This is a genomic window from Metabacillus herbersteinensis (assembly GCF_042433335.1).
GTDB lineage: Bacteria > Bacillota > Bacilli > Bacillales > Bacillaceae > Metabacillus > Metabacillus herbersteinensis.
The window spans coordinates 161,543-174,381 of record NZ_JBHLVO010000007.1 but is presented as its reverse complement, the minus strand read 5'-3'; the positions used below and the strand labels follow the sequence as shown (position 1 = coordinate 174,381).

Below are 12,839 nucleotides of genomic sequence, written 5' to 3'. Positions count from 1 at the left end.
ACTGGAAGAGACTAGGATTAAAATCTCTACTAAAAGTAATTTCATAAACTTTCGAACCGCCGTATACCGAACGGTACGTACGGTGGTGTGAGAGGTCAGCGCGGTAACGCGCCTCCTACTCGATTATTAATACATTCCACAAATCAACATTCTCTTTCCTAAACTTGTAGTGATTTCTAGTCTGTCGCTACTATGGATGCCGCGCCCAAAGTGGTGTTGGACGGCACAGAGGGAATCTTCGTTGTCGAATTGATAAAAGGAAACCCCCTTTTTATTAACACTGTTATCAAGGAAGATCAATGCATTATAGGAATAGATACAGTCAAATGGTGAAAAGGATAGTGCGTTTAACTGGGTAATAAAGCGGATAAAGGTTTCGTCCTGGAGCTCTTTTAGCATCTCATCTAAAGCAAATGGTAGTCTTCTTTTGACTCTTACCATGTCACCTGCATGGAGTTCAAGCAATCCATTTTCTGTTTCTAGTATCCCGAATCCCTGCCATTTACCTCGTTTCCAGTGCTTCTGAATATACACTTCTATATACCGTTCTTGCATTTCATCTAATAAGTGAACCTCGTCATTTAAATCATCATATAGTACATATTGATCATCATCCAAGGCGACACTTCCGCTTAAATACGAACGCTCCTGCTTTTTTAGAACATCTATTTTTTGATGTGGACTCAAGATCTTCAACCTCCGTTAATGAAACGATTTCTGTGCTGTTAATGTACGTTTTAGCCAAAAGAAGAGAAGTTTATGCAAAAACAACGTGACTCGGACAAATCAACAATTCATATGTATAGCATAGGATAGGTAATCTCAGAGGGAGAAATGGTCGATAGTAAAAAAAGCAACGTCAATCGCCATGACTGCACTAGCACGTCCTGTGCGTCGGAGCTGGACTTGCGAAACGCAGACTTAGTATCAAAATTTTTACTTTCTTATATTTGTACAAAGACTTCTTTTAAAGAAATAGGGAGAGGTGTTAACAATGTGTGGAATTACAGGGTGGGTTGATTTTAAAAAAAACCTGCAAAATGATCAGGATACGATGACAAAGATGGTCGAAACGCTAGCCAAAAGAGGACCGGATGATACAAACATTTGGGGCGAAGATCATGTTTTATTTGGACACAAACGACTGATTGTTGTTGATCCACTATGTGGGATACAACCGATGACAAGGGTAAAAGGAGAGTCTACTTACACGATTTGCTACAATGGGGAGCTTTATAACACGGAAGATTTGCGAAAGGAATTACTTAAAAGTGGTTATTCGTTTCAAGGGCATTCAGACACAGAAGTACTACTCAGCTCCTACATGGAGTGGGGAGAAGAATGCTTAGAGTATCTGAATGGTATTTTTGCATTTGCCATTTGGGATTCTGCGAAGACTAAGTTGTTTATGGCGAGAGACCGATTAGGGGTAAAACCACTGTTTTTTAAAGAACAAAATGGCTCACTCTTGTTTGGATCAGAGATTAAAGCAATTTTAGCACACCCATCTGTTTCAGCCGTTTTAGATTCAACTGGTTTAGCAGAGGTTTTTGGGTTAGGACCGTCAAGAACACCAGGAGTAGGCGTCTTTAAAGGAGTAGAAGAGCTGCGACCTGCACACGCATTACTTTTTTCAAAAGATGGTTTAAAAAAATGGCGTTATTGGAATGTTGAAAGCAAGCAACATGAAGATTCATTTGAAGATACAGTTGCAAATGTGCGCGACCTGTTCAAGGATTCTGTTATTCGACAACTCGTATCAGATGTTCCTGTTTGCACATTTTTATCTGGTGGAGTTGATTCGAGTGCAATTACAGCGATTGCCTCCGAACATTTCAACTCTATAGGAAAAGGTCCACTTCATACGTTCTCAGTAGATTATGAGGACAATGAAAAGTTTTTCAAAGCGAATGAATTTCAACCGAACTCAGATGGCCCTTGGATAAAAAAATGAGCGATACCTTTGAAACGATTCATCATCGCTGTGTGATTTCTCAACAAGATTTAGTCGATCATTTAATAGAAGCTGTCACTGTACGAGATTTGCCTGGAATGGCTGACGTGGATTCTTCGTTGCTGTGGTTTTGTAGGGAAGTCAAGCAAGATTTTGTTGTGGGTCTTTCCGGTGAATGTGCCGATGAAATCTTCGGTGGGTATCCATGGTTTCATCGTCCAGATGATCTTGCAAGTGATGCTTTCCCGTGGATGCGTTCTACTAGCGAACGAATGAATTTATTGAAGCCTGAGTGGCAGGGGAAATTAAATCTGCAAGAGTATGTAAAAGAACGTTATCAAGAAACATTAAGAGAAACTCCATTGCTTGAAGGAGAAACTGAAACAGAAAAGAAAAGACGTCAGTTATTTTATTTAAATCAAGTTTGGTTTATGTCAACCTTGCTTGATCGGAAAGACCGTATGAGTATGGGTGCAAGCTTAGAAGTTAGGGTTCCATTTGCAGATCACCGTTTAGTTGAGTATGTATGGAATATTCCTTGGGAGATGAAAATACACGGAAATAGAGAAAAAGGGATTCTTCGCAAGGCGTTGGAAGGAGTTTTACCTGAAGAAGTTTTGTACCGTAAGAAAAGTCCATATCCTAAAACCCATAATCCAGAGTATACAAGACTCGTAAAAAACTGGCTTCAATCACTGGTAGATCAAAAGGATTCAATTCTACACGTTTTCTTAAATAAAGAATCTCTAAAAGCGATTATTGATTCAGGAGGAGATGCTTTTCAAGTTCCATGGTTTGGCCAGCTGATGACAGGTCCACAGCTTCTAGCTCACCTTGCACAAATTCATATCTGGTTTGAGAACTATTCAATTAATATTGAAGAGCATTAACAGTTGGTCAATTCGACCAACTGTTTTTTTCTATTTAATTCCGTTACTAGCATACTAAAATAGTTGGGCGCACGAACCGGAGTTGGGCGGTTCGCTCGAAAAGTACGCCACCCCACCATCGCGCCCTGCTCCCACAAACAAAAAAACTCCACACAAAGTGAAGTTTTCATCGTCTCAAGAAGCGGCCTTTTCGCCAATAAACCCTTTCGTCATCCAAACTCTCGACTTCCAGCGCATCAGCATCAAGATGCCTCTAACCCATTCATCGACAATAAACGCAATCCAAATTCCTGCTAAACCAAATTCGAAGTGAACACCTAACACATAAGCAACCGGAATACTTATTGCAGCCATTGAGAGGATCCCCATATAAGTAGGAAACTTCACATCACCAGCTGCACGCAACGCACTGATAATAACAAGATTAAACGCACGACCTGGCTCCAAGATAATTGTAAGCAAGAGGAGAGTGCCGCCGACTTTAATAATCTCTTGATTATTGGTGAAAACGCCAAACAGTGAGTCAGAAAAAGTACTAAATAGAATGGCCATAGAGGTTGAGATAGTCATTGCAAGGTAGAAGCTTTTGAGACAACGCCTGTAAGCTCCTTCATAATCCCTCGCACCAATCATTCGACCAACTATTATTTGCGTCCCCTGGCTAAGAGCTATCGCAAATAAGAAAATAAGCATCATCAAGTTTTGTGCATAAACTTTGGTTGTTAACGCCTCAGCTCCGAGAATTGTTATGAAATAAGTAATGACCATTTGTGAGGTATTGTAAGCAAGATGCTCTCCAGCTGATGGTACACCAATTTTAAGTAAATTTTTAATATGATGTACGGGCAACTCGAAGACAGTTTTAAAATTGACACTAAACGAAACTCGCTTCATTAGTAAATATGTGATCACAAGCAGTCCGATAAATCTTGAGACAATAGTTGAGATTGCAACCCCTTCAACACCAAGAATCGGAATACCAAACGGTCCAAAAATAAATAAATAGTTTCCAACGATATTCAAGATATTCATAGCAATTGTGACGTACATTGTATCTTTTGTGTATCCATAGCTTCTAAGAACTGCTCCAATCGTCATGATGATTGCTTGAATAAAAGCAAATCCACCAACAAACTGTAAGTAAACAGCTGCGTCAGGTATAAGCTCTTGTGGCAGATCCATTATTCTTAAAAGCTGATCTGAAAAAATCACCACAACTACACTAATTAAAATACTAAAAATCAAATTAGCAACAAGTGAAACAGCCGCAACTTCGGATGCACTTTTATGTTGATTTGCTCCAAGCTGTTGGGCGATTAAAATCGTTGTACCTGTTGCGACAAATCCAAACATGACGATTAAAATATTGAGTATTTGATTGGAAACTCCAACAGCAGCAACAGAATTATCCGAATACTGACTAAGCATTAATGTATCTGCATTACCCATTAACATATGGAGAAAGAGTTCAATAAAAATAGGCCATGTGAGAGCAAATAATGTCAATTTTCGATCTCTTTTATCAAGCGACATTTTTCCAGCTCCTTTACAATGATGATACTCGTTAAATGATATACGGGAGGTTTTAACCTAACTAATTGTAACGACATTCGCTTATAATAAAAAGAGATGATACCGATACTTTTTGGAAAAATACGACCTGAAAGGAGGGGGAAGATGTCCTACATTGAATTTGAAATTGCGCCATTTCCAACCTTTATCAAAGCAGGACAGGGGGTTTTTGTGAAGGGAACAAAACATTTAAAACGTGTGTTTACAGTGTTTGATTTGCTATATGTAAAATCTGGAGAGCTTTTTATCACAGAAAATAACGAACCGTTCACAATAAAATCCGGTCAATATTTTATCTTGGTACCTGGGGTAGAACATTTCGGTCACAAGGGATGTTTTGAGAACACAGAGGTGTATTGGCTTCACTTTCTCTTGGAACAGGAGTATAGCATTGTTGAAAACGGGATGGGAAATTGGTCAGAGATTCAGCGTTCAGAGGGGGACTTCGTTCGTCCTGCAAAGTTTCTTTTTCGTATCCCCAATTACGGAAGTATCCAAAATGTTAACTTTGTTGAAAAGTTGCTCGAAAATGTCGTGAGCCTGAATCACCAAACACCGGATTTTCCGTTAAGACAGCAAATTTATTTTGAGGAATTTCTCCTTCAATTACAAAAGGAAGCATTGAATATCCCAACAGCAGCTGAAAAGGTTGTCGAGGAAACGTTGAAATATATACAAGAGAATTATAAAGAAGACATAAAAATGGAGAATCTTGCTAAGGTTTTGCACTTTCATCCAGATTACATCACGCGCTGTATGCAAAAAACACTGGGGATGACACCTAATCAATATTTGAATTATTACCGTATATCACAAGCAAAAAGACTACTTTCTTCAACTGAAAACAAAATGGCTGCAATTTCAAAAGAAGTTGGAATCCTAGACTCCACATACTTCTCAAAGCTTTTTAAAAAAATAGAGGGCCTAAGCCCTCTAGAATATCGTAATATTGTCAATCGTAGAAAGGGTGAGTGAAGCCTGAAGCCACTTTCACACTATGCTTTATTAACTAGTAAAAAAGCAAATCCATAGGCTTCTAGTGATACCGATAGATTGTTCGAATGTGCTGCAAATTCTTTCTCCGTCCATAAATCTACAACCTTTTGATCTTTTAACTCAAAAGGTAGAGAGAGGTCTTGTTTTTGATCTGAATTGTTCATGACAGCAATCAGCAGCCCTGCGCTGTTTTCTTTTGTATAGATAATATGATTTGTTTCATTGTTTGCTTCTATAAATGAAAACTTACCAAGACTTCCGAAAACAGGAACACTTTTTCTTAAAGAAATCAGCTTTTTCGTATGTTCTAGCATGTCGAGATCTTGTTCTTCTTTTTCCCAAACCATACACTTACGACAGCCTGGATCTTGTTCACCAGTCATACTAATTTCATCGCCATAATAAATACAAGGTGAACCGAGAAAGCTCAATTGAAAGGCAGTAAGCAGTTTGATTTTCTTCTTATTAAATCCGGCAGTATTTAAGATTCGCTTTGTATCATGACTGCCTAGCAAATTAAAGGCCACTTCATTGACATTTCTCGGATACATATGAAGGACATTCTCAATAATACCCCTGAATTGCTCAGCTGGTACTGTATTTTGTGCAAAGTAGTTGAGTGCACCATTTGTAAAAGGATAGTTCATGACAGCATCGAATTGATCGCCTTGTAACCAAGGCATGCTGTCATGCCAAATCTCCCCTAAGATATATACATCAGGGTTGATGGTTTTAATTGCGTGTCTAAAGTCGCGCCAAAATTGGTGATCAATTTCATTGGCAACGTCTAAACGCCAGCCATCAATATTAAATTCCTCTACCCAATACTTTCCGACCTTAAGAAGATAGTCTTTAACATCAGGATTTTCTGTATTAAGCTTAGGCATGCTTGCTACGAAAGCAAATGCATCATAATTTGGTCTTGGTTCTGTTTTTAGTGGGAATTCGTTAATATAAAACCAATTTTTATAAATTGAATTTTCTCCATTTTTAAGGACATCCTGGAATGGCTCGAAGAAATAGCCGCTATGATTAAAGACTGCGTCGAGCATGATTTTGATTCCATGTTCATGACACGTATCAACTAATTTTTTGAATGTTTCTTTATCTCCGAATTGAGGGTCAATTTCCATGTAATCGATTGTGTCGTATTTATGGTTCGAGTGTGCTTTGAAAATCGGTGTAAGATAGATTCCTGAGATACCGAGATTAACTAAGTAATCGATGTTTTGGATGATTCCCTGGAAATCACCACCGAAAAAGTTAGTAATGGAAGGCTCAGCACTTCCCCATTTTAATGCTCCTTTAGGATCAATGGAAGAGTCTCCATTTCCAAAACGTTCAGGGAAAATTTGATACCAAACTGTGTCCTTTACCCACGCAGGTGCTTTAAAGACATCGATCGCATTTAAAAAGGGAAAGCAGAAGTAGTATGCAACATCATCAAATGGCGCTTCATTGTAAAAACCTTTTTCAGTGTAAACCAAAGTTTCACTAGCACTCTCTAGCTGAAATCCATAGCGTAATCTTCTATAAGGTGGTTGGATGGCAACAAACCAGTAATCAAAAAGGTCATCACTTCCACTTTTCTCCATCGGTAGTTTAACAGCTTGCCATTGTGAATTTTCCCATTCATAGGGATCTCCATGAATTAGCTGTACAAAATCAACATCAGATTTTTTTGTTCTTAATTGAATATGTAATGTTTTTTCATCATAAGCATAGGCGTATTGATTTTTAGGACGATGGTATACGGCTTCTTTTAACACAGGGAGCACTCCTTTTATTAATAGTACGCAATCGATTGCGCTAAGAATTATTTAGTAGTTAAAGCGTATGTGAAGGCGTTGTTATTGTCAATTATAGTAGGTTAAAGTTTTAAAAAAAAGATAAGAAATAATGCTTGTCAAAATAAGAATAGGCGATATAATGAGAATAGGTTGTGCAATCGTTTTCACAAAAATGTACAGTATCAAAATGTAAGCGTTCAATTTTTTTTGGATGTTTGTGCAAACGTTTGTGCAAAACAATTTAAAAATAGTAGATTAAGAAATTAGGAGGGGTCATTGTGAAGAAATTCTTTTCAATTTTTATGATTATGCTACTACTTGTAGGTGTGTTGGCTGCTTGCGGTCCTGCTGAAGAAGAAGAAACAGAGGGTACTGGAGACGAAGGAACAGCAACTACTGAGGAATCTGAAAAACCAGAAAAATTAGTTGTCTGGGAAGATGATAAAAAAGGGATTGCATTAGAACCAGCAATTGAATCATTCGAGAAAGAACATGGAATTGAAATCGAATTTAAAGAAGTTGAAATGGCTACAAAAATGCGTGATCAACTTCGTCTAGATGGTCCTGCAGGAACTGGTCCTGATGTTTTAACATTACCACATGACCAAATCGGTCAAATTGTAACTGAAGGGTTAATCGCAGAACTTAAAGTAGACCAATCAGTTCTTGACACATTCACTGAAACGTCTGTACTAGCTCAAATGTACGACGGTAAATTATATGGTCTACCAAAAGCAACTGAAACACCAATTTTCCTTTACAACAAAGATTTAATGAAAAATGCTCCAGCTACAATGGATGAAGTTCATACATTTGCTAAAGATTTTACGAAAGACGGTAACTTTGGATTTTTAGCATTATGGGATAACTACTATTTCGCACATGGCGTAATTGGTGGTATGGGTGGTTATGTATTTAAAGAAAACAATGGTGCATTAGATCCTAAAGACGTTGGATTAGCGAACGAAGGTGCTATTAAAGGCGCTGAGTATATTCAATCATGGTACAAAGAGGGATTATTCCCTAAAGGAATCATCGGTGAAAACGGTGGATCTGCTATGGACGGTTTATTCAACGAAGGTAAAGTTGCTTCTACAATGAACGGACCTTGGGCAGTTCAAGCAATAAAAGATGCGGGCATCAACCTTGGTGCTGCACCAATGCCTACTTTACCAAACGGTGAGCCTGTAAAAACATTCATGGGTGTTAAAGGATGGCACGTGTCTGCATTCTCTAAAAACCAAGAATGGGCACAGAAGTTTGTTGAGCACATTACAAATGCAGAAAATGCAAAAATTCGTTTTGAGTTAACAAATGAAATTCCACCAGTAAATTCTTTAATTGAAGATCCAGTTATTAAAGAAAACGAAGTAGCATCTGCTGTTGCTGAGCAGTCTAAAAATGCAGTACCAATGCCAAACATTCCTGAAATGGGAGAAGTATGGCAACCAATGGCTGATAACCTACAAACACTTGTTACAAATAAAGCTGAACCAAAAGCAGCTTTAGAAAGTGCTGTTAAGTCCATTAACCAAAACATTGAAACAAACCATAAGAAATAATCAGTAACAATTTGGCGGGCGGTACCTCATTAACTGAGGTACTGCTATCTCTTTATTTGAAATGAAATTATCTAACATACCTTAAAAAGGTTGGTACACTGCTAATCTGTTGGTGAGATCTACCCATCATCAGAGATTTTATGAAGAAGTAAATGCAGTGAACCGCCAATACTTTACTACTTCATAAAAACTTTGCTCAGGAAGTAACCTCACAGATGAGCCTATAGAAAGGGGAACACGATACAACATGGAAGAACCAATAAATCGTTCTAATCACCGAAAAGTGGCTTCAGCACTTTCTATTATTCCAGGTTTAGGACAGCTCTATAATCGTCAATTTTTGAAGGGAGGTATTTTATTAGTATTAGCTGCATCCTTTTTGTATGTTTTTTGGGACTTGATTGATATAGGATTGTGGGGAATTGCTACATTAGGAACTAAGACACCACGTGATCACTCTATTTTTCTCTTAGTTTACGGAATTTTAGCCGTTATAATATTAATTTTCGGAATTGCATTTTATCTATTTAATATACGAGATGCCTATAAAAACGGACAAAAACGTGATTTAGGATTGTCGTTAAGTTCTGTTCGTGAGCAGTATAAAAACTTAATTGATAATGGCTTCCCTTATTTAATGATCTCACCAGGATTTCTATTACTCGTTTTCGTTGTGATTTTTCCAATTATATTCGTAGTGTTACTGGCATTTACAAATTATGATTTATATCATTCTCCGCCAGCAAAATTAGTTGACTGGGTTGGATTCCAAAACTTCCTTGATATTTTTGAAATTGATATATGGCGTGAAACGTTCTTTGCTGTTCTAGCATGGACACTAGTTTGGACATTTGGTTCAACGACTCTCCAAGTAGCATTAGGTATTTTCCTTGCAATTCTTGTTAATCAAAAGGACTTAAAAGGTAAAGCAATTATTCGTACCGTGTTTATTTTACCTTGGGCAATTCCTGCTTTTGTGTCGATCTTGGTCTTCGCAGGGATGTTTAATGAATCATTCGGAGCGATCAATAACGATATACTAGCAGCCTTTGGAATCGATCCCATACCTTGGATGACTGAGCCAATGTGGAGTCGTCTTGCGTTGATTCTGATTCAAGCATGGTTAGGGTTTCCCTTCATTTTTGCGATGACGACTGGTGTTCTTCAATCAATTCCTGATGAATTGTATGAAGCGGCGACCGTTGATGGTGCGTCCATGTGGGATAAATTCAAAAATATTACATTGCCTTTAGTTTTATTTGCAACCGCACCGATTATCATCACACAATATACATTTAACTTTAATAACTTCAACGTGATCTACTTATTTAACGGTGGTGGACCAGCGATTGCTGGACAGAATGCAGGTGGAACAGATATCTTGATCTCGTGGATCTACAGCTTAACTATGACATCTGCACAATATTCTAAAGCAGCCGCCATCACGTTGTTGCTTTCAATTATCGTAATTTCTGTTGCACTTTGGCAGTTCAAGAGAACGAAGTCATTCCAAGAAGAGGATATGATGTAATATGAATATAAAACAACAAAAATTCGTCCGTTTAACACTATCGTATCTTTTTATTTTGATCATGTTTGCAGTTATTCTTTACCCAGTACTCTGGATTGTTGGATCTTCCTTTAATCCAGGGCAAAGTCTTTCAGGTTCAAGTATCATTCCTCAAAATGCAACACTTAAGCATTATCAATATCTATTTGATCTTGAACAAAGTGATTATTTGCACTGGTATTGGAATTCTTTAAAGGTTAGTTTATCAACGATGCTTCTCACAGTAATACTTGTGAGTTTCACTGCCTATTCGTTTTCACGTTACCGCTTTGTAGGCAGGAAAAATGGGTTATTGACATTCTTAATTCTCCAAATGATTCCGAACTTTGCAGCGTTAATTGCAATCTTCGTTTTAGCGTTACTAACTGGCTTGTTAGATTCACACTTAGGATTAATTCTTGTCTATGTTGGTGGACAAATTCCAATGAACACGTGGCTAATGAAAGGGTACTTGGATACAATCCCTAAAGAACTAGATGAGTCAGCTAAAATTGACGGAGCTGGTCATATAAGGATTTTCGTTCAAATTGTCATGCCACTTGCAAAGCCAATCATCGCAGTAGTTGCATTGTTTTCATTCATTGCACCGTTTGCAGACTTTATTATCGCGAGTATTCTATTACGTTCAGAGGAAAATTACACGCTTGCAGTTGGACTATATGATATGGTTGCCAAACAGTTTGGAGCAGAATTTACTACGTTCGCTGCCGGTTCTGTATTAATTGCCATTCCAATTGCGATTTTATTCTTATCTTTCCAACGTTACTTTGTTTCTGGTTTGACGGCAGGCGGTACAAAAGGATAACCTAAAAGGCGGAGAACAAAATAATCTATTAGGAGGGACGGAGATGTGTAAACGAGTTGTAAAACTGTTACTAATCCCGTTTCTTCTTTTTTACGCCTTCCCTGTAAGCGCTGTTGAAAAAGAAGAAAGAACGTGGCAAGATGAAATGATTTACTTTTTGATGGTTGACCGTTTTCATAATGGAAATCCGAGCAATGATTTCGAAGATGTCAATACCAAGGATCCAAAGGCCTACCATGGTGGGGACCTTAAAGGTGTCATGGACAAGCTCGATTACATTGATGAAATGGGTTTTACTGCTATTTGGCTAACCCCGATTTTCGATAATGAAGAAGGCGGTTACCATGGCTATTGGATTAATGATTTTAAAAAGGTCGATGAACACTTTGGAACAATGGAAGAGTTTCAAAAGTTAGTTGATGAAGCACACAAGCGAGATATCAAGGTAATCTTAGATTTTGTCGTCAACCACACTGGCTATCAGCATCCATGGTTGAATGATCCTGAAAAAAAAGATTGGTTTCATGAACAAGTAGATATCGCAAATTGGGAAAATCAACAGGAAATTGAGAATGGTTGGTTATTTGGCCTCCCTGATCTAAATCAAGATAATCCAGAAACTAGAGAATACTTGTTGGATGTTGCAAAATGGTGGATTGAAGAAACCGATATTGATGGCTATCGTCTGGACACAGTACGTCACGTACCAAAAGACTTCTGGGAGGAATTTTCAAAGGAAGTTAAGTCGGTAAAAGAAGACTTTTTCTTAATTGGAGAAGTTTGGAACAATGATCCCGGGTATGTAGCTTCGTACGGTGAAGCAGGTATTGATTCTTTTGTTGATTATCCTTTTTACGAAGAAGCATCAGAAATTTTTTCTGAGCCAAATCGAGAGCTAGGCCCATTGCATGATGTGTGGAAGCGTAATCTAGATTACTATGAAAATCCATACTTACTTGGAACGTTTATTGATAATCATGATAATGTCAGATTCACAAGAAAAGCCGTTCAGAAAGATCAGCATCCTGGACCGAGAACAAAGATGGCCTTGTCGTATATGTATACCGCCCCGGGAATTCCAATTGTCTATTATGGGACAGAAATTGCCCTTGATGGTGGAGAAGATCCAGATAATCGCAGACTTATGAATTTTCAGACAGATGATGAGCTCGTGAAGCATATTGGAAAACTAGCTGAAATCCGTAAAACCCTTCCTGCTTTAACAAGGGGAGATTACGAGCTTTTGTATGACGAAAAGGGAATGAGTGTTTACAAGCGAACCTATAAGGATGAATCTGTCCTCGTTGCTTTGAATAACACAACTGAATCTCAAAATGTAAGTATCCCAGCTGAAGATTTAGCAGAAAATAAAGAACTCCGTGGACTTCTAATAGGTGATGTCTCAAAAGAGTCGGGCGGAGAATACGAGATCATTTTAGATCGAGAAATGACTGAAGTATACGAAATTAAAGAGAAAAGCGGATTGAACTACGGTTTTATTAGTATTTTTGTTTTGGTGCCTTTATTTTTTGGCTTATTTATATATTTTGCTAATAAAAAGGGAAAACGATTAAAAAACGAATGAGTATAGGAGTTAGTTCTGTTAAGTATTTGACAGAACTCACTTTTTGTCAAAGGTGAATTCGTTTACATTAGTATTTATGGAAATTAGTTAAAAAGTGGATTAAGGTTTTTTGTCC

Annotated in this window: 8 protein-coding genes and 1 pseudogene; 6 read left to right on the top strand and 3 right to left on the bottom strand. The window is 37.8% G+C overall.

What is annotated here, in order from left to right; genetic code table 11:
• Nucleotides 1-126: 126 nt before the first annotated feature.
• Nucleotides 127-687, bottom strand: a complete 561-nt coding sequence (locus ACFFIX_RS11335) for a DUF2777 family protein (RefSeq protein WP_378933936.1) — start codon at nt 685-687, stop codon at nt 127-129.
• Between the two features lie 307 nt (nt 688-994).
• Between ACFFIX_RS11335 and asnB the strand changes: the two are divergent.
• A pseudogene (gene asnB / locus ACFFIX_RS11330) lies at nt 995-2,844 on the top strand (asparagine synthase (glutamine-hydrolyzing)).
• A gap of 174 nt (nt 2,845-3,018) precedes the next feature.
• On the opposite strand, the gene ACFFIX_RS11325 reads toward asnB, so the two are convergent.
• Nucleotides 3,019-4,377, bottom strand: coding sequence for an MATE family efflux transporter (locus ACFFIX_RS11325; RefSeq protein ID WP_378933934.1), 1,359 nt, complete (start codon nt 4,375-4,377; stop codon nt 3,019-3,021).
• A 144-nt stretch (nt 4,378-4,521) separates the two neighbouring features.
• On the opposite strand from ACFFIX_RS11325, the gene ACFFIX_RS11320 reads away from it, so the two are divergent.
• A complete protein-coding gene (locus ACFFIX_RS11320) occupies nt 4,522-5,391 on the top strand; it encodes an AraC family transcriptional regulator (protein WP_378933932.1) in 870 nt (289 codons plus the stop codon).
• A 20-nt stretch (nt 5,392-5,411) separates the two neighbouring features.
• Here ACFFIX_RS11320 and ACFFIX_RS11315 read toward each other — a convergent pair whose 3' ends face one another.
• On the bottom strand, nt 5,412-7,181 hold the full coding sequence (locus ACFFIX_RS11315; RefSeq protein ID WP_378933930.1) for an alpha-glycosidase: 1,770 nt from the start codon (nt 7,179-7,181) through the stop codon (nt 5,412-5,414).
• A gap of 299 nt (nt 7,182-7,480) precedes the next feature.
• On the opposite strand from ACFFIX_RS11315, the gene ACFFIX_RS11310 reads away from it, so the two are divergent.
• The 4 genes from ACFFIX_RS11310 (at nt 7,481) to ACFFIX_RS11295 (ending at nt 12,724) form a co-directional block, all read left to right on the top strand.
• Nucleotides 7,481-8,764 (top strand): extracellular solute-binding protein, encoded by a 1,284-nt coding sequence (locus ACFFIX_RS11310; RefSeq protein ID WP_378933928.1) that lies wholly within the window; start codon nt 7,481-7,483, stop codon nt 8,762-8,764.
• 247 nt (nt 8,765-9,011) lie between these two features.
• On the top strand, nt 9,012-10,295 hold the full coding sequence (locus ACFFIX_RS11305; RefSeq protein ID WP_378933926.1) for a carbohydrate ABC transporter permease: 1,284 nt from the start codon (nt 9,012-9,014) through the stop codon (nt 10,293-10,295).
• A 1-nt stretch (nt 10,296) separates the two neighbouring features.
• Nucleotides 10,297-11,139 (top strand): sugar ABC transporter permease, encoded by an 843-nt coding sequence (locus ACFFIX_RS11300; protein ID WP_378933924.1) that lies wholly within the window; start codon nt 10,297-10,299, stop codon nt 11,137-11,139.
• A gap of 43 nt (nt 11,140-11,182) precedes the next feature.
• Nucleotides 11,183-12,724: an alpha-amylase family glycosyl hydrolase gene (locus tag ACFFIX_RS11295; protein ID WP_378933922.1), complete on the top strand. Its 1,542-nt coding sequence runs from the start codon at nt 11,183-11,185 to the stop codon at nt 12,722-12,724.
• The last annotated feature ends 115 nt before the right edge of the window (nt 12,725-12,839 follow it).